The sequence below is a fragment of the Actinorhabdospora filicis genome (assembly GCF_030269765.1).
Taxonomy (GTDB): domain Bacteria; phylum Actinomycetota; class Actinomycetes; order Mycobacteriales; family Micromonosporaceae; genus Actinorhabdospora; species Actinorhabdospora filicis.
This window is the reverse complement of record NZ_BSTX01000005.1, coordinates 155,856-173,366: the sequence shown is the minus strand read 5'-3', so window position 1 is coordinate 173,366 and position 17,511 is coordinate 155,856. Positions and strand designations below refer to the sequence as shown.

Genomic DNA, 17,511 nt, shown 5'->3' with positions numbered 1-17,511 from the left:
CCGGCGCTTGCATGAATCGCGCTCATGGTGCGAGCTAGATTGGCCGGGTGAGCCTCGCCCCGAACGGACTGCACTTCAATGAGCTTCGCGTCCTGGTCACCGTGGCCGACGCCAGGGGCTTCGGCGCGGCCGGGCAGCGCCTCGGCCTGACCCAGTCCGCCGTCTCCCACTCCGTGCGCACCGCCGAGCGCAAACTCGGCGCGGTCCTGTTCGACCGGGGACGCCACGGCGCGACGCCCACCGAACCCGGCGAGCGCGCCGTCGCGCAGGCCCGGCAGATCCTGCGGCTGCTGGACGGCATGCCCGGCGAGGTCCGCGCGGCCGTCTCCGGCGAGGTGACCGGCACCCTGCGGATCGCCTCGTTCCGCAGCGCCGCCGCGCAGGTCCTGCCCGGGGTCCTGGAGCGGCTGCGCTCGCGGTACCCGGACCTGGCCGCGCAGGTGGCCATCGTGCCCGAGCTGGGCGCGGGCACCGCCGGTGAGGTCGCCGCCGGTCGCGCCGACCTGGGCATCGCCACCTTGAACGAGGGTAACCACGACCTGCCGAAGGGTCTGCTGACCGGGACGATCCTGGAGGAGCGGTACGTGCTGGTCCACCCGCGCGGCGCCGAGCCGCGCGAGCTGCGGCTGATCGACTGGCCGGAGAACTGCTCGTCCTACACCCGCGACTGGTGGTCGCGGCAGGACTGGCTGCCCCGCGCCACGGTGACCGCCGAGGACGACGGGGTCGTGCTGTCGATGGTGGCGGCGGGGATGGGCATGGCGGTGGTCCCGGAGCTGTCGATGCCGGGCGCGCCCGCGGGCCTGGTGGCCCGCGATCTCGGCGCCGACGGCCCGACCCGGCGGGTGGGGTACGTGACGACGCCGGGCGCGGCGGCCACGGCGGGCGTGCGGGCGCTGATCCGGGAGCTGCGCGCGGTCAGGTGAAGCGGACCTCGCCGTCCTCGACGTCCATGAAGGACAGCAGGGCGGTGGCCTCGGCCTCGATGTCGGCGCGGGTCCCGGCGGGCAGGTGCCGCAGGGAGATCACCTCGAAGACGCGCTTGCCGCTCAGCCGCCACATCGCCGCGACCCGGCCGTCCACCAGGATCGTGGGGGCGATGACCGCGCCCACGCACACCTTGGCGCGCACGTCGTCGTCCATGACCCGGCGCCGGTCGGCGAAGGAGACCATGAGCTGGTCGAAGTCGGGCAGGATCCGCACCGGCAGCGGCAGGTCGGCGTCCGGCAGGTCCAGCTCGGGCAGGTCGTAGAGGACGCGCCCGTCACTCGCCGCATAGGTGCGCAAGCCCATGACCGGCAGGACCTCGCTCAGGCGCGTCAGCCCCGACCAGGCCTGCACGTCCTTGACCGTGGCGGGCCCGAAGGCGGCCAGGTAGCGGCGGACGAGGTCGGCCACCGGCGCGGTCGTGAGGGGACGCCCCAGCCACTCCTCGGCGAGGACCATCGGGACGGCCCGCCCGGAGTTCCACACGCCCGAGGGCGGCGGGTGCAGCAGCGCCACCAGGAACTGCGCGGCGTAGGCCATGGCGATCCGGTCCGTCCCGGGCCAGCGCTCCAGCAGCGCGTCCCGCAGCTGCGGACGGGTCAGGCTGCGCCCGGCGAGGATCTCGCGGACGGCCTCCGCCAGCTCGTCCTTGCCGATCGCGGCCAGGTCCCTGGTGAACCGCCCGCCGAGGGAACCGCCGATCAGCGGCCGCATCCACGCGTAGTCGTCACCGGTGACCAGGTGCTGCGTGCCGCGGAACAGCGTCCCCCGCACCACCGAGCGCTCGTGCAGCGCGCCGGTCAGCTCGTCGCGGGAGAAGCCGCGCAGCCGCGCCCACAGCGCCAGGTAGGGCGAGTTGGGTTCCTGCCCCTGGAGACCGGCCAGGTGCCCGATCGCCGCGACCGCGCCCATGGGGGCGCGGCCGGTGAGCAACTGCCGGTGGAGGGTGGCGCGGGTGAGCACGCGGTCGGTCAAGGCCATGCGCTCACGCTAACGAGGATTGCGGACGGATCGAGTCCTCAATCCCTGGGGCGCACGAAAACGCCCCACAGCGCCCACAGCGCGCCCATCGCGAGCGCGCCGACGACGGCGAAGCCGCCCATCCAGGTCACGTCGAAATAGGCCAGCGCGGCCACGCTCACGCCGTAGACGATGGACAGGGCGACGAGGATCTTGCCGGAGGTCTTACGGTCCATACCGCCAGGCTCCGCCGGTCGCCGCCCGCCTGGTAGTCCACCGTGGACGGATTCCCGGGTGCGACTGTCGGCGGATGGCGCGCGCGGCCCGGCGCGGCGATACTGTCGCCATGTCCGAGGCGAACGCCTGGCATCGCGGCATCGGCGGCTGGCACCTGGTCTTCACCGCGCTCGCCGCCCTGACCGCCGTCCTCATCGTCTTCGACCCGGACGCCGGGTCACTCCGCAAGGCGATCGCGCTGGGCGTGCTCGCCGCGATCGCCGCCGCCTACCTCGCCCTCGGCTCCCGTGCCCTCGGCAGGGACGACGCCGCGCGCGGACTGGCCTACATCGCGCTGGCGCTGCCGCTGACCGTCGGGCTGTTCGCGCTCACCAGCATCGGCTCCATCCTCTTCTTCCTGCTGTACCCGCACATCTGGGCGCTGCTGCCCACCCGCCGGGCGCTCATCGCCTCGGCGCTGGCGGCCTCCGGGACCGCCGCCACGCTCATCCGGCAGAGCGGCGCCGACCTGTGGGCCGCCACCGGCATCGGCCTGGCCTCCCTGTTCAGCGCGTGGCTGCTGGGTACCTGGATCAACCGCATCGTCCGGCAGAGCGAGGAACGCGCCCGCCTCATCGCCGAGCTCGACACCGCCCGCACCCGCCTGGCCGAGGCCGCGCGCGAGACGGGCGTCCTCGCCGAGCGGCAGCGCCTGGCCCGCGACATCCACGACACCGTCGCCCAGGGGCTCGCCGCGATCATCATGCTGCTGGACGTGGCCGCCGACGACGTCCGCGAACGCCCCGACGCCGCCGTCGAGCGCATCCGCCGCGCGCACCGCACCGCCGCCGAGAACCTCGCCGAGGCGCGCGCCCTCGTCGCCGCCCTGCGCCCGCCGGACCTGCGCGACTCCCTCGGGGAGGCGCTGCGGCTGGTCCTGGCCCGGCACGAGCACGCGAGCCTCGCGGTGACCGGGGAGGCGCGGCCCCTGGAGACGCACGCCGAGGTCGCGATCCTGCGGACCACGCAGGAGGCCCTGGCCAACGCCGCCCGCCACGCCGGCGCCACCCGGACGCGCGTCGAGCTGGAGTACGGCGAGGCCGTCGTGCGGCTGGTCGTCCGCGACGACGGCTGCGGCTTCACCCGCGACGCGCCCCAGGGCAACGGGCTGTGGGGGATGCGCGAGCGCTTCGCCGAGCTGGCCGGGTCCCTGTCGGTGGAGTCGGCGCCCGGCCACGGCACGGTCGTGCGGGGAGAGCTGCCGCTGTGACCGTGACCGTGGTCATCGCCGACGACCATCCGATCGTCCGCGAGGGGCTGCGCGCGGTCCTGGAGGCCGAGGGCGTCGAGGTCCTCGGCGAGGCCGGGGACGGCGGGGAGGCCGTCCGGCTGGCCGAGGCGCTGCGGCCCTCGGTGGTGCTGATGGACCTGCGCATGCCCGGCATGGACGGTGTGGAGGCGACCGCCCGCATCACCGCCGGGGCCTGGGCCACCGTGCTGATCCTGACCACCTACGACACCGACGCCGACGTCGCCCGCGCGGTGGCCGCGGGAGCCACCGGCTACCTGCTCAAGGACACGCCCCGCCGCGCCCTGGCCGACGCGGTCGCGGCCGCCGCCCGGGGCGAGACGGTGCTGGCCGAGGGCGTGGCGGCCCGCCTGGTGGCGCACGTGCGGGCCCGCGGCCTCTCGCCGCGCGAGCTGGAGGTCCTGCGCGCGGTGGCGCGGGGACTGTCCAACCCGGAGATCGGCCGCGAGCTGTTCATCGGCGAGGCCACCGTGAAGAGCCACCTGACCAGTGTCTTCGCCAAGCTCGGCGTCAAGGACCGCACGGCGGCGGTGATGGCGGCCATGGAGAAAGGAGTACTGGGGCCCTAGGGTCCCAGGGCTCTAGGGCCGCAGGGCCGAAGCGGCCTCGGCCACGCGCGACGGTCGAGGCTCGCGGGAGACCCTGCTCGCCCGCCTCTCTTCCCCGCCCCGGCACCACGAGTTCGACCCGCCCGGCGCGACGGGCACGGCCCTGCTCCCCGCGTGGCACCCCCGCATCGTGAGCGGACCTCGACCCGCCCGGCGCGACGGGCGCGGCCTTGCCCCGTCCCCACGCGCCTCTCTTCCCCCCGCGTGGCACCAGCCCCTCGCACCGCGAGCGGGCTTCGATCCCCCGGCATGACGAGCGCCACACTCCGTTCTCAAGACCGTGACGGGCGGGCGCGGACTGCCGGAAACGGCACTGCGAGACACAGAACGCGGGCAAGCAAAAACCCGCCGGTCCTAAGACCGGCGGGCGATGGTGGGGAAGGGGGGAGTTGAACCCCCACGTCCTTTCGGACACACGGACCTGAACCGTGCGCGTCTGCCATTCCGCCACTTCCCCAGAAGTGGACTTCCCCGCCTTGGCGGTGAAGCGAGATGAACTCTAACAGCCTCCCCGGGGCGGCTCCAACCGGGTATCCGGTCAGGGGCCGCTACCAAGATCGGGGCGCGAAAAACAGGGCCGTCCCGGCGACCGGGCCCGGCCGCCGGAAGTCTAACCTGGCCAGCGAGGCGGTCCCGAGGGCAGACCCGACACAATGCGCGCCACCTGCGTAAAAGCCGCGAAAGAGTAGCACGAACCGTACGCTTGCCCCCGCCCCGTGTGACAGCGCCCGATACCATCAAGGCCTAGGACACGACAGGAGGAGCCGGTGAGCGTTCTGCAACGCTTTGAGAAGCGGTTGGAGGGCATGTTCGAGGGTGCCTTCGCCAAGATGTTCAAAGGCGTTGTTCACCCGGTCGAGGTGGCCAGCGCCATGCAGCGCGAGGCCGAGGCGCACAAGGCGATCCTCGCCGGGGGACGCACCCTGGTTCCCAACCGCTACGTGATCGACCTGTCCCCGGCCGACCACGACCGGCTCGCGCCCTACGCCGCAGCGCTGGCGCAGGAGCTGGCGCAGTCGCAGGCCGAGTACATCGGTGAGCACGGGTGGACCGTCTACGGCGACGTCATCGTCGAGGTGGAGCGCGGCGGCGGGCTCGACACGGGCATGTTCCGGGTGACCGCCGAGGTGTCCACCGGGGACGGACCGCCTCCGCCCCCCGGGTACGGCCCCGACCAGGGCTACGGGCAGCAGCCCGGCATGCCGATGGGGACCCCGGCCGGCGCGAAGCTGATCTCCGGTGACGGACGCCAGTACGCGATCGCCATGGGCCAGACCACCATCGGGCGCGGCGAGCAGGCGCAGATCCGGCTCCCCGACGTCGGAATAAGCCGCCGGCACGCGCGCGTCGACTACGACGGCAACCAGGTTCTGGTCACCGACCTCGGCTCCACCAACGGCACCCTCGTCAACGGGCAGCGGATCACGACCGTGGCCATCCGGCTCGGCGACGTGATCCAGCTCGGCACCACCTCCCTGACCCTTCACCTGGATCAGTAGAGCGGAGACCAGGACGTGCCCGAGATCGTCTTCACGGTCACCCGTTTCGGCTTCCTGTTGCTCCTGTGGGTCTTCGTCTTCGCCGTCGTGCGCACGATCCGCAACGACGCCTACGCGGCCAGCCGCGCGGGGAAGGTCGTGGCCGCGCCCCCGTCGGTCGGGTCACCGCCCGGCGGGCGGCGGGCGCCTCGCGTCGCGCGCCACCTCGTGGTGACCGGCGGCGAGCTGAAGGGACGATCCATCCTCCTCGAAGGCGCGCCCATCACCATGGGCCGCGCGCCCGACTCCACTCTGGTCATCACCGATGACTACGCGTCCAGCCGCCACGCGCGCCTGGTGCCGCGGGAGGGCGAGTGGTACCTGGAGGACCTCAACTCGACCAACGGCACATACCTGGATCGCGCTAAGGTCAGCGGACCAACTCCCGTTCCCCTCGGTGTTCCGATCCGGATCGGCCGCACCAGTTTCGAGCTGCGCCCATGACATTGACTCTGCGATACGCCGCGAAATCCGATCGCGGCCTGATTCGCGACGGCAACCAGGACTCGGTGTACGCCGGACCGAGGCTGTTGGCCGTCGCCGACGGCATGGGCGGCATGGCCGCCGGTGACGTCGCCAGCAACATCGCCATCGCCACTCTGTCCACCCTGGACGAGGACGTGCCGCGAGGCAATCTCGCCGACGCGCTCTCCGACGCCGCGCTTGAGGCCAACGACCGCATCCGCGCGACCGTCGACGAGAACCCGCACATGGAGGGCATGGGCACGACCCTGGTCGCCTTCCTGTTCGGCGGCTCCACCATCGGCATGATCAACATCGGGGACTCCCGAGCCTACCGCTACCGCGGCGGGATCCTCACCCAGATCACGCGTGACGACACCTACGTCCAGATGCTCGTGGACGAAGGCCGCATCACCCCGGAGGAGGCGTCGGTCCACCCGCAGCGCTCGCTGATCATGCGCGCGCTCGGCACCGGCGAACTGGACCCCGTCGCCGAGACCTTCGACCCGCACCCCGGCGACCGCTACCTCCTGTGCTCCGACGGGCTCTCCGGCGTGGTCAGCGACGAGACGATCGCGCAGACCCTCCGCGAGTTCGCCGACCCCGGCGAGGCCACCGAACGGCTCGTGCAGCTCGCGCTGCGCGGCGGCGGCCCCGACAACATCACCGTGATCGTCGCCGACGTCACCGACGCCGACATCGTCGAGGGACGCCCCATCGTGGGCGGCGCCGCCGCGCGCGACCGCGGAAGCGTCACCTCCGCCGACCCGTCCTCGCCCGCCGCCCGCGCGGCCGCCGCGCGCGCCGCCACCGGCGGCCCCCGCGACGAGGCCGCCGTGGAGGACGACGACAACGAGCCGCCCCGGCGCTCCAAGCGGCGCACTCTGCTGTGGACGCTCGTCGTCGTGCTCGCCCTGGGCGTCCTGGCCACCGGCGGCTACCTGTACGTGCAGTCCCAGTACTACGTGGGCGCGGCCCCCTCCGGGCACGTGGCGATCTTCCGGGGCGTCCCCGGCACGATCGCGGGCCTGTCCTTCTCCAAGCTCGAAATGGAGAGCGCCACCCGCGTCGCCGACCTCAACGAGGTCGCGCGCGCCAACGTGGAGAAGGGCATCAGCGCCGACAGCCTGACCAAGGCGCGGGAGATCCTGGCCGAGCTCACCTCGACCGACCCGAGCAACACCAACCTGCTCCCGCTGTGCCCGACGTCCTCGCCCTCCTCGGGAACGTCGTCGCCCTCGCCGGACCCGTCGGCCTCGGCCCCGCCGCCCACGCAAGAGAACTGCCGACACGGTGATTAGTTCCGTCGTCCCGGGCCTGGACCCCGGTGGGTTCCGCGTGCCACGGGACGGCGGCCGCAACCGTCATCACCCTCGGTCGCCGGGCGGACACGCCCGGCGACGCGCCATATGGAGTGGGGGAGCCCGATGAGCGCCACGGCGTCCGTCCCGTCCGCGACCGCGCAGCCGAGGGGACGCACCAGACGCAACACGGAGCTGATGCTCCTGCTGCTGGGCCTGGTCATCATCATGGGCTTCTACGCGGCCGCCGACATCGCGCTGACCAAGCAGGTCACCAGCTCGGTGTTCACGCTGCCGCTGCTGCTGGCCATCCCGTTCCTCGCCGCGCACGTGGCGGTGCGGGCGTGGGCGCCCTACGCCGACCCGGTCCTCCTGCCGGCCGCCGCGCTGCTCACCGGCATGGGCGTGGTGTTCCTGCGGCGGCTGGACCTGGTCCCCGACCCGTACAACGGGATCGACGAGCCGGAGCTGACCACCGCCGCCGGGCGCATCGACTTCCCGCTGTTCGCCGGTCAGGGCATCCGCCAGTACTTCTACGTCCTGGGCGCGCTGGTGCTGTTCGGGCTGGTGCTGGCGCTGCTGAAGGACCACCGGATCCTGTCCCGCTACGCCTACACCCTCGGCCTGGCCGGGCTGGTGCTGGTCGCGCTGCCCGCGATCCTGCCGGCCTCCATCTCCGAGGTGAACGGCTCGAAGCTGTGGATCCGGCTGGGCGCCTTCTCCATCCAGCCCTCGGAGTTCGCCAAGCTCCTGCTGCTCTGCTTCTTCTCCTACTACCTCGTGCGCAAGCGGGAGGTGCTGTCCCTGGAGGGCCGCCGGATCTTCGGCATGGTCTTCCCGCGCGGACGCGACCTCATCCCCGTGCTCGTGGTGTGGGGCGCGGCGATCCTGATCCTGGTCTTCGAACGCGACCTGGGCACCTCGCTGATGTACTTCGGCCTGTTCGTGTCGATGCTCTACATCGCCACCCAGCGCACCAGCTGGATCCTCATCGGCCTGAGCCTGTTCGCCGGGGCGGCCGTGCTGGCGCACACGCTGTTCAGCAACCTCCAGCTGCGCGTGATGATCTGGTCCGACCCGTGGCCCTACGCCGAGAACGAGAGCTACCAGCTCGTCCAGGGCCTGCTGGGCATGGGCACCGGCGGCCTCTTCGGCGCCGGACCCGGCCAGGGCCAGCCCGAGAAGGTCCCCTACGCCTCCTCCGACTTCATCATCGCCGGGTTCGGCGAGGAGATCGGCCTGGTCGGCCTCACCGCGATGCTGCTGGTCTACCTGGTCATCATCGCGCGCGGCCTCAAGGTCGGGCTGACCGTCCGGGACGCCTTCGGCAAGCTGCTGGCCGCCGGAGCCGCGTTCACGATGGGGTTGCAGGTGTTCGTCATCGTGGGTGGTGTGACCAAGCTGATCCCACTGACGGGTCTGACGACGCCGTTCCTCTCGTACGGTGGATCCTCGCTGGTCGCCAACTGGATCGTGATCGCGCTCCTCATCCGGATCTCGGACACGTCCCGCAGGCCCCCGCCCCCCGGGGTGACCGCGCCCGGCACCGGCGGCGGACCCGCCAAGCCGGATCGACTCGACCACGCGCCGACGGAGGTGATCAAGCTGTGAACGCCCCCATGCGGCACGTCCTCATGGTCTCGATCGGACTGTTCGTCCTGCTCATCGGGAACCTGACCTGGCTCCAGTTCTTCCAGAACGACTTCTACACCAACCACCCCAGGAACACGCGCACCCGGATCGCGGAGTACTCCAGCCAGCGCGGCGCGATCCTCGCCGACCGCGAGGCGATCGCCACCAGCGTGGCCACCGACGGCGAGCTGAAGTACCTGCGCACCTACGCCAACGGCCCGCTGTACGCGAACCTGACCGGCTACAAGTCCCTCGACTACGGCGCCTCGGGCATCGAGGCCGCCGAGAACGAGATCCTGGCCGGCACCGACGACCGCCTGTTCGTCAACCGGCTCACCGACATCTTCTCCGGCAAGGAGCAGTCGGGCGGCAACGTGATCCTCTCGGTCAACCCGAAGGTCCAGGAGGCCATGGCCAAGGGGATCAACGGGAAGAAGGGCGCCGCGGTGGCCTTCGACCCGCAGACCGGGGCGATCCTGGGGCAGTACAGCTCGCCGTCCTACGATCCCAACCCGCTGGCCTCGCACGACACCACCGAGGTCACCGCGAAGATCACCGAGTACAAGGACACGCCGGGCAACCCGATGCTGGACCACGCCGCGCAGGACTTCTACCCGCCCGGCTCGACCTTCAAGGTCGTCGTCTCGGCGGCGCTGCTGGAGATGGGCGGCTACACCGCCGACACGATGGTCCCGGCGGGCAACTCCTACACGCCCCCGCAGACCTCGCACGTCATCAAGAACTCCAATAACCAGTGCCCCGAGGCGGAGCTGCCGCTCAAGGAGGCGCTGGCCCGCTCCTGCAACACCACCTTCGCGCGCCTGTGCGTGGACAAGATCGGCGCGAACCAGCTCAAGGAGACCGCCGCCAAGTTCGGCTTCGGCGAGACCTACACGACGCCGCTGAACGTGATCGCGTCCAAGACCGGCGAGATGCCCGACCCGCCCACGCTGGCGCAGTCCTGCATCGGCCAGAACGAGGTGGCCGCGACACCCTTCGAGATGGCGATGGTCTCGGCGACCATCGCCAACGGCGGGGCGCGCATGGAGCCGCACCTGATCAAGGAGCTCCAGGCACCCGACCAGACCACGCTGGAGCGCACCACCGCCAGCAAGCTGAACCAGTCGATCAGCTCCAGCACCGCCACCGAGCTGCAGAAGATGATGTTCGAGGTGGTCAACGGCGCCAACGGCACCGGCAAGAAGGCCCAGATCCAGGGCGTGACGGTGGGTGGCAAGACCGGCACCGCCGAGCACGGCCCGGGCGTGCCCGAGCACGGGTGGTTCACTGGATACGCGATGGGTTCGGACGGCAAGCCCGCCATCGCCGTCGCGGTGTTCCTGGACTCCCCCGGTGAGGGTGGCTCCAGCGAGGCCACCAGGATCGCCGGTGAGGTCATGAAGGCCCAGCTGGGTAAGTGACGACCATGACGACGGGGACGCGCGCCACCGGCGCGCACGACGTGGAGCGGGCGAGATCCGCCCGTCCCGCACATCGAAGATGACACCGCCCAGGGGAGGAACGAAATGTTGAGTCCGGGCACCACGCTCGGTGGCCGGTACCGGCTCGATTCGCGGATCGCGTCGGGCGGCATGGGTGACGTGTGGAAGGCCACCGACTCCGTGCTGGGCCGCACCGTCGCGGTCAAGATCCTGCTTCCGTCGCTCATGGAGGACCCCGGCTTCGCCGAGCGGTTCCGGGGCGAGGCGCGCGTCGTCGCCACCCTGTCCCACCACAACGTCGTCCGGGTCTACGACTACGGCGAGTCCCCGCTCGAAGGCGGCGGCCACGCCGCCTACCTGGTCATGGAGTTCATCGAGGGCCAGGCGCTCTCCCGCGTCCTCCAGGACCAGGGACGCCTGTCGCCCACGCAGACGATGGTGCTGCTCGCGCAGGCCGCCGAGGCCCTGCACGAGGCGCACCAGGCCGGGATCATCCACCGGGACGTCAAGCCGGGCAACCTCATGGTCAAGCCCAATGGCACCGTCCTGCTCACCGACTTCGGCATCGCCCGCAGCGCGCAGTCGACGAACCTGACCATGGCCGGCTCGGTGCTGGGCACCGCCGCCTACATCTCCCCCGAGCAGGCCAACGGGCTGCCCGCCACGCCCCTGTCCGACCAGTACTCGCTCGGCGTGGTCGCCTACCAGTGCCTGGCCGGACGGCGGCCCTGGGACAGCGACAACCCGCTCGAACTGGCGATGCGGCACGCGCGCGACACGCCTCCCCCGCTGCCCGACGACGTCCCGGCGAACGTGCTGGCCGTCGTGCACCGGGCGATGGAGAAGGACCCGTCCAGGCGCTTCGGCGACGCCGCCGAATTCGCCGCCGCGGCCCGCGCGGCCGCCGGGGACCAGGCGACCTCGCCCGTCCCGGCGTCCCCGGTGAGCGGCGGAGCGTACGCGGCCACCGTCTCGGCCCCGCCCGGACGCGGCCTCGACCACGACGCCACGAAGATCGGCATGCCCCTGCCGCCACCGAAGGCGTCGTCGAAACGTGTTGGTTTGTACGCGATGATCGGTGCCGGCGCCCTGGCGCTGGTGCTGATCGTGGGCGGGATCATCTTCGCCGTGGCCAACGGCGGGGGGAGCGACACGCCCTCCGCGGGAGGTGACGGCAACCAGCCCACACAGAGCACTTCGTCGGGGAACAATGGGGACACCGCGCCCATCAACCGGGACGAATTCATCGGGAAGAAGCGCAAGGAGGTGGAGGACACATTGCGAGGCCGGGGCTTCACGAACATCGTGACGCAGGGCAGCGGCCAGTGGGTGTCTGAAATCAATCCGAGTGGTGGGAACATCCCGAAAACCCAGCAGATCATCCTCACACTGAGCCTGAAGAAACCCGATGGCGGCGGCAACCCCAGCCAGGGGACCTCGCCCGGGAAGTGCACGGGCCTTCTCTGCCCCAAGAACCACCTAAGCGACGCCAATTAGGCAAGGAATCTTTCGACATGACGGCGCAGGCCCGCCTTTTGGGCGGCAGGTATGAGATCGGCGAGATCCTCGGATACGGGGGCATGGCCGAGGTGCACCGGGGGCTCGACACCCGCCTAGGCCGTGACGTCGCGGTCAAGATGCTCCGCACGGACCTGGCCCGGGACGTCACGTTCCAGACCAGGTTCCGGCGCGAGGCGCAGAACGCCGCGTCCCTGAACCACCCCGCGATCGTGGCCGTGTACGACACCGGCGAGCAGCTGGAGCCCGGCGCGGTCACGCCGGTCCCGTACATCGTGATGGAGTACGTGCCCGGCCGCACCCTCAAGGAACTGATCGTCGCCGAGGGCCCGGTGCCGCCCCGGCAGTCGTGCGAGATCGTCGCCGACATCTGCGCGGCCCTCGACTTCAGCCACAAGCACCAGATCATCCACCGGGACATCAAGCCCGGGAACGTGATGATGACCCCCAGCGGCGACGTCAAGGTGATGGACTTCGGCATCGCGCGCGCCATGGCGTCCAGCCAGGCGACGATGACGCAGACCTCGGCGGTCATCGGCACCGCCCAGTACCTGTCGCCGGAGCAGGCGCGCGGCGAGACCGTCGACGCCCGCTCCGACGTGTACGCCACCGGCTGCGTCCTGTACGAGCTGCTGACCGGGAACCCGCCGTTCACCGGCGACAACCCGGTGTCGGTGGCCTACCAGCACGTGCGCGAGCAGCCCCGGCTGCCCAGCGAGCACAACCCGGACGTCCCCCCGGCGATAGACGCCATCGTCATGAAGGCGCTGTCGAAGAACCCGGTCAACCGCTACCAGTCGGCCGGCGAGATGCGCGCCGACCTCCAGCGCGCGGCGGCCGGGCGGCCCGTCCTGGCCCCGCCGGTCTCGGCCGACGCCGACCGGACCGCCATCATCGGCGCGGCGGCCCTGCCGTCCGAGGCGACCCGGGTGGCCCCGGCCGCGCGGGTGGCGCAGCCGCAGAAGAAGAAGTCGAACGCGCTGGTGTGGACCCTGGTCTGCTTCGGTGTGGCGGCGGCTCTCGCGCTGGCACTGGGTCTCTACCTCCAGAACCGCGGGCCGGACCAGGTCGCGGTCCCGGCGGTGGTCGGGATGACGCAGAAGCAGGCCACGGAGGCGCTGACGACGAAGAAGTTCAAGACCGCCGTCCAGCAGGTGGCCTCCGATCCCAAGGACAAGGGCAACGTCGTCAAGCAGGACCCCGACGGCGGCAAGAAGGCCGACGAGGGTTCGACGGTGACGATCTCGGTGGGCGCGGGACCGAACATGGTGACGATCCCGGCGACCATCGTCGGCAAGACCCAGACCGACGCCAGCTCGGTGCTGATCGCCCTGGGCCTCAAGCCCAAGTTCGTCACGGTGGACAGCGACAAGCCCGCCGAGACGGTGGTCGACACCGATCCCAAGCCCGGCCAGTCGGTCAGTGAGGGCAGCGAGGTCACCCTCAAGATCTCCAAGGGCAACATGAAGAACCTGCCGGACGTGACCACCATGTCCAAGGACGACGCGGTCGCCAAGCTGTCCGAGGCCGGCTTCAACAACGTGGGCTTCCAGGACGGCAGCAAGGCCGGTGCCGCCCCCGGGACGGTCACCGCCCAGGACCCGGGCCCGAACAAGTCGTACACGACCGACACCCGGATCACCCTGACCATCCAGAAGCAGCCCGACACCAGCTCCTCCAGCGGCGGAAGCTCGCCGCCCGGCGGCGCGTAGGACGCGAAAGAGGGCGGCTCCTTCGGGGGCCGCCCTCTTTCGTCGCATCGGTGGATCAGGACAGGCGCGCCAGCCAGTTGCCGAGCAGCCGGTGCCCGTGCTCGCTCAGCACCGCCTCCGGGTGGAACTGGACGCCCTCGACGTCCAGCCCCTCGTGCCGCAGGCCCATCACCACGCCGTCGCCGGTGGTCGCGGTGACCACCAGCGGCGCGGCCACGGTGTCCGGGTCGACGGTCAGGGAGTGGTAGCGGGTCACCGTGAACTCTCCCGGCAGGCCCGCGAAGACGCCCGTCCCGTCATTGCGCAGGACGGCCGTCTCCCCGTGCACCGGCTCGGGCGCGCGGACCACGCTCGCGCCGTAGGCCTCGGCGATGACCTGGTGGCCCAGGCACACCCCGAGGATCGGCGTGCCGCCCGCGTGGCGGGCGATGACCTCGTGGCACGTGACCGCCTCGGCCGGGCGTCCCGGCCCCGGGGACAGCAGGACGCCGTCGAAGCCCCCGGCGTCCGGCCCGGCCTCCGGGCGGCGCACGACGCACTCGGCGCCCAGCGACCGCAGGTAGTCCACGATCGTGTAGACGAACGAGTCGCGGTTGTCCACGACCAGGACGCGCGGCATCAGTTGCCCGGCAGGATCGTCCCGGAGTTCTCCGGGTCGCCACTGGGCAGCGGCGGGTCGGAGGGCTCGTCGTGCGGCACGAAGTTCGGGTCGGTGCTCTGCTCGGGCACGATCTGCGAGTCGTCGAAGGGCAGCAGCGGCTCCAGCTTCGGGAACGCGAAGAACCACAGGAGCGCGCCCAGGCCGCCGAAGAGCACCAGCATGCCGACCAGCTTCACGGGCCAGGGACCGGGAAACTTGCGCCAGATGAATCCGTACATGCCGCTACTTCTCCAGGGCCTCGGGCGGAATGCCCTCGCTACGGGGCTTGGTGTCGATGAGCTTGCCGTGCACGATCCAGCGGCTGGTGTTGTCGTACCAGGGCCAGCAGGTGGTGAGGGTGATGTAGGCCTCCTTGGCGTCCTTCACCTTCGAGCCGAGCTCGCCGGGGATCGGGGCGATCACCTCGCGGGCGTAGGGATCGACGATGAGGGTCTCGCTGACCTCGTAGATGTAGAAGTTCTCGGCGGTCTCCACCACGATCTTGTCGCCGGGCTTCAGCTCGTAGGTCTCGCGGAACATCGCCGGGACGTTGTGGCCGGCGACGGCGAAGTTACCCTTCTCGCCGGGGTCCTGGCTCTCCTTGTAGTGGCCCGGGGCGTCGCGGATGTCGTCCCAGTTGGTGCCCTCCACGACGATGAAGGGCTTGTCCTTCACCTTCGGGATGTACAGGCGGGCCATGGCCTCACCGGGCAGCGGGTCGGACTTCGGGTTCGCCTCCCACTGCTGCTCCAGCTTGGTGCCCAGCTGGTCCTGGTGCGCGTTGATCTCGGCGGTCTTGCCCCAGATCTCGTAGGCGGCGAACAGCAGGATGATCAGGCCGAAGGTGATGAACAGTTCGCCGAAGCCGCGCACGACCGCGCGGATCCAGTCCCCGGCGGTGCGGCGGCCGCCTCCGGTGGCGTCGCGGTGGCGGCGGACGGCGCGCCGCTTCTTCCCCTCGGCGGGGGGCTCGGGCTCCTCGTCGGAGATCTGCGGGAGAAGGGTGGTCTCGTCGCCCATCGGCACGAGGTCGGCGGCTCCCCTGCGGGGCCGCTTCGGGTCCTGCGCGGTCACTGGCGCCCCTTAGCGTCGGTGCGGTACATCATCGAACCGGCTTCGCGCCGGTGAGTTCGTGGGAGCCGTCGTAGGCCGGCATCTCGCGGTCGGTCTCCTGCCGCACGTCGTAGCCGAGACCGAAGTCCTCGGCCGCCCTGCGGTAGGCCCCCACACCCGGGGAGGCGTCCAGCGCGGCGCGCATCCGGTCCACCGGGCCGATGGCGGCGATCACGAAGGGCGGCGAGTACACCTGGCCGTGGAGAAGAAGGGTATTGCCCACACACCGTACCGCGCTGGTGCTGATCACCCGGATGTCCATGATCGTCATGGCTTCGGCCCCACCGGCCCACAGCGCGTTGACCACGGCCTGCACGTCCTGCTGGTGGACGACCACGTCGTCGACGGTCGCGCCCGCCGGGAGCCCGCCGCCCACGCGCGGGGCGTCGTCCAGGCCGACCACGAGCGCCGGTCCGTGGACGGCGGTGAAGCCAGCCCCGGCGGCCTCGGCGGCGGCGCGGTCGCGCTCGGCGGAGATCTCGGAGTCCCCGGCGGCCAGGCCGCCGGTGAGGGACTCGTTCTCCTCGCGCAGCTCGCGGGCCCGGGCGTCCTCGGCGGCGATCTCGTCGGCGCGCTGGGCGATGAGCTCGCGCAGCTCGACGGAGTCGTCCACGCGCAGGTCGGTGCCGCGCGCGGCGGTCGCGGTGGCCGCGAAGAGGAAACCGGCGGCGATCATGACGACCGGCACCGCCGGGCCCCACGCCGTCCGCCGTCCGCCCCGGCGCGGCCTGATGGCGCGCCCGGCGCGGCGCACGGCTATGCGCAGCGTCGCCGCCCAGCCCAGTTCACGGCGATCACGCCGTCTGGGCCCCCCGGTGTACTCGCTCATCGATCCCTCGCCCCGTCTCTCGGTCTACCAGGCTAACGATTACGCCCCTCCAGACGCGACCCGGCGGCCCCGGGGTTGACATACGGATGGGGGAGACTCGCCGGATGTCCGACTTCATCCCTCCCGAGGACTACATCCACCTCTTCGGCGCCGCGAAGGCGCCCGGCTGGTTCCCGGGACTCCAGCCGGGCTTCGTGCGGCTCGGCGAGAAACTCGACGCCACCCGCGACGAGAGCGGCTACGGGCCCGCCTCCGTCGCCCACGCGCTGGCCCGCGAGCCGTGGGACGGGCGGCAGCAGATGGTCCTGTGGGCGCTCCTGCGCGCCCTCCTGCGGCAACCCGGCTCGCTGCCCATGTTCGCCCCCGAGATCGTCGAGGGCTGCTCCTGGGGACGCGTGGACGCCATGTGGGTCATCCAGTACACGCCCGCGCAACCCGAAACCGTTCACCTGATCCTCGCCGCCGTCGAGTCGGTCCCTCCTGAGGACCGGCCCGTGCTGGCCGCGACCGTCGCCGGGCTGCGCGAGCTCACCGGCGACCCGGGCGTCCACGCGCGGCTCGACGCGATCGAGAAGGACATCGCCGGGCGGCCACGCCCCGACGACGTGCTCGACCCGAGGCTGCTGGACCGCATCCCGGAGATGCGGCACCTGCCGATCATGGAGCTGCTCAGCCGCTGCGCGGTCACCAAGCCGGAACGGCTGCCCTACTGGCGGCGCGACAACCTGCGCCGCGCGGCCGACGGGCTGCACGACGCCATCCGGCTGCTGCTCATGGCCGTCCCCGGGCACCTCGCCGAGCACGGCGGGTTCAGCCACGGCGAGGACGTCCTGCGCGGGCTGATCATGCTGGAGCTGGAGCTGCCGAAGAAGGACCTGTCGCCCGAGCTGCGGCAGCCGGGACTCACCGCGCTCCTCGCCGACATCATCCGCGCCGTCGACGCCACCCGCCCCCGGCGCGGCGAGAAACTGGCCAACGCCGCCGCCGAAGTCCTCTACTACAAGAAGAAGGCCAAGGGCACCGTCCGGCAACTCGTCGGCGAGGTCACCGGCAAACGCCTCAAGGCACGCCTGGAAATGGTGCTGGAGTACATGTGACGGAACCGGAGGGGAGGTCGGCGACGTCTGAGGCGAGAACACTTCAGTGTTCAGCGGGCAGCGACAATTCGATCACAACCCGGCGGATTGTTACCCACCCGCGATACCCTGTCCCGCTAAGCTGAGGGATGCAGCCGGGGCCCCCGG

At 71.4% G+C, this 17,511-nt stretch carries 17 protein-coding genes and 1 tRNA gene; 11 read left to right on the top strand and 7 right to left on the bottom strand.

The window, feature by feature from the left end; all coding sequences use genetic code 11:
- The first annotated feature begins 47 nt into the window (after positions 1 to 47).
- Positions 48 to 926, top strand: coding sequence for a LysR family transcriptional regulator (locus QSK10_RS29945; RefSeq protein ID WP_285666720.1), 879 nt, complete (start codon positions 48 to 50; stop codon positions 924 to 926).
- Here QSK10_RS29945 and QSK10_RS29940 read toward each other — a convergent pair.
- Positions 919 to 1,968 (bottom strand): winged helix DNA-binding domain-containing protein, encoded by a 1,050-nt coding sequence (locus QSK10_RS29940; protein WP_285666719.1) that lies wholly within the window; start codon positions 1,966 to 1,968, stop codon positions 919 to 921. The genes QSK10_RS29945 and QSK10_RS29940 overlap by 8 nt on opposite strands.
- Before the next feature lie 38 nt (positions 1,969 to 2,006).
- Positions 2,007 to 2,183 (bottom strand): hypothetical protein, encoded by a 177-nt coding sequence (locus tag QSK10_RS29935; RefSeq protein ID WP_285666718.1) that lies wholly within the window; start codon positions 2,181 to 2,183, stop codon positions 2,007 to 2,009.
- 110 nt (positions 2,184 to 2,293) lie between these two features.
- On the opposite strand from QSK10_RS29935, the gene QSK10_RS29930 reads away from it, so the two are divergent.
- Both QSK10_RS29930 and QSK10_RS29925 read left to right on the top strand, forming a co-directional pair.
- Complete coding sequence (locus QSK10_RS29930) at positions 2,294 to 3,433, top strand: sensor histidine kinase (protein WP_285666717.1); 1,140 nt, start codon at positions 2,294 to 2,296, stop codon at positions 3,431 to 3,433.
- Positions 3,430 to 4,041, top strand: coding sequence for a response regulator transcription factor (locus tag QSK10_RS29925; protein ID WP_285666716.1), 612 nt, complete (start codon positions 3,430 to 3,432; stop codon positions 4,039 to 4,041). Before QSK10_RS29930 ends, QSK10_RS29925 begins: the two co-directional genes overlap by 4 nt.
- A 410-nt stretch (positions 4,042 to 4,451) precedes the next feature.
- On the opposite strand, the gene QSK10_RS29920 is transcribed toward QSK10_RS29925, so the two are convergent.
- Positions 4,452 to 4,537, bottom strand: a tRNA-Leu gene (locus QSK10_RS29920).
- Positions 4,538 to 4,847: 310 nt separating this feature from the next.
- Here QSK10_RS29920 and QSK10_RS29915 point away from each other — a divergent pair.
- The 7 genes from QSK10_RS29915 (at position 4,848) to pknB (ending at position 13,685) form a co-directional block, all read left to right on the top strand.
- Positions 4,848 to 5,579 carry an FHA domain-containing protein gene (locus QSK10_RS29915; protein ID WP_285666715.1) on the top strand — a complete coding sequence of 244 codons (732 nt, stop codon included), beginning with the start codon at positions 4,848 to 4,850 and terminating at the stop codon, positions 5,577 to 5,579.
- Positions 5,580 to 5,594: 15 nt separating this feature from the next.
- Positions 5,595 to 6,062 (top strand): FHA domain-containing protein FhaB/FipA, encoded by a 468-nt coding sequence (locus tag QSK10_RS29910; RefSeq protein WP_285666714.1) that lies wholly within the window; start codon positions 5,595 to 5,597, stop codon positions 6,060 to 6,062.
- Positions 6,059 to 7,381, top strand: a complete 1,323-nt coding sequence (locus QSK10_RS29905; RefSeq protein WP_285666713.1) for a PP2C family protein-serine/threonine phosphatase — start codon at positions 6,059 to 6,061, stop codon at positions 7,379 to 7,381. Before QSK10_RS29910 ends, QSK10_RS29905 begins: the two co-directional genes overlap by 4 nt.
- Before the next feature lie 126 nt (positions 7,382 to 7,507).
- Positions 7,508 to 8,992, top strand: a complete 1,485-nt coding sequence (locus tag QSK10_RS29900; RefSeq protein WP_285666712.1) for an FtsW/RodA/SpoVE family cell cycle protein — start codon at positions 7,508 to 7,510, stop codon at positions 8,990 to 8,992.
- On the top strand, positions 8,989 to 10,434 hold the full coding sequence (locus QSK10_RS29895) for a peptidoglycan D,D-transpeptidase FtsI family protein (protein WP_285666711.1): 1,446 nt from the start codon (positions 8,989 to 8,991) through the stop codon (positions 10,432 to 10,434). The genes QSK10_RS29900 and QSK10_RS29895 overlap by 4 nt, the downstream gene beginning before the upstream one ends.
- A gap of 105 nt (positions 10,435 to 10,539) precedes the next feature.
- The gene (locus QSK10_RS29890) at positions 10,540 to 11,952 is read left to right on the top strand and encodes a serine/threonine-protein kinase (protein WP_285666710.1); all 1,413 of its coding nucleotides are present in this window, start codon (positions 10,540 to 10,542) and stop codon (positions 11,950 to 11,952) included.
- A gap of 17 nt (positions 11,953 to 11,969) precedes the next feature.
- On the top strand, positions 11,970 to 13,685 hold the full coding sequence (pknB, locus tag QSK10_RS29885; protein ID WP_285666709.1) for a Stk1 family PASTA domain-containing Ser/Thr kinase: 1,716 nt from the start codon (positions 11,970 to 11,972) through the stop codon (positions 13,683 to 13,685).
- Positions 13,686 to 13,740: 55 nt separating this feature from the next.
- On the opposite strand, the gene QSK10_RS29880 is transcribed toward pknB, so the two are convergent.
- The 4 genes from QSK10_RS29880 to QSK10_RS29865 are packed head-to-tail and all read right to left on the bottom strand — an operon-like array spanning position 13,741 to position 16,267.
- The gene (locus QSK10_RS29880; protein WP_285666708.1) at positions 13,741 to 14,304 is read right to left on the bottom strand and encodes an anthranilate synthase component II; all 564 of its coding nucleotides are present in this window, start codon (positions 14,302 to 14,304) and stop codon (positions 13,741 to 13,743) included.
- Positions 14,304 to 14,564 carry a hypothetical protein gene (locus QSK10_RS29875; RefSeq protein WP_285666707.1) on the bottom strand — a complete coding sequence of 87 codons (261 nt, stop codon included), beginning with the start codon at positions 14,562 to 14,564 and terminating at the stop codon, positions 14,304 to 14,306. The genes QSK10_RS29880 and QSK10_RS29875 overlap by 1 nt, the downstream gene beginning before the upstream one ends.
- A gap of 4 nt (positions 14,565 to 14,568) precedes the next feature.
- The gene (locus tag QSK10_RS29870) at positions 14,569 to 15,399 is read right to left on the bottom strand and encodes a class E sortase (protein ID WP_285666706.1); all 831 of its coding nucleotides are present in this window, start codon (positions 15,397 to 15,399) and stop codon (positions 14,569 to 14,571) included.
- Positions 15,400 to 15,427: 28 nt separating this feature from the next.
- The gene (locus tag QSK10_RS29865; RefSeq protein ID WP_285666705.1) at positions 15,428 to 16,267 is read right to left on the bottom strand and encodes a DUF881 domain-containing protein; all 840 of its coding nucleotides are present in this window, start codon (positions 16,265 to 16,267) and stop codon (positions 15,428 to 15,430) included.
- 104 nt (positions 16,268 to 16,371) lie between these two features.
- Between QSK10_RS29865 and QSK10_RS29860 the strand changes: the two genes are divergently transcribed.
- Entirely contained in the window at positions 16,372 to 17,364 is a 993-nt protein-coding gene (locus QSK10_RS29860) for a hypothetical protein (protein WP_285666704.1), read from the top strand.
- Positions 17,365 to 17,511: the final 147 nt, after the last annotated feature.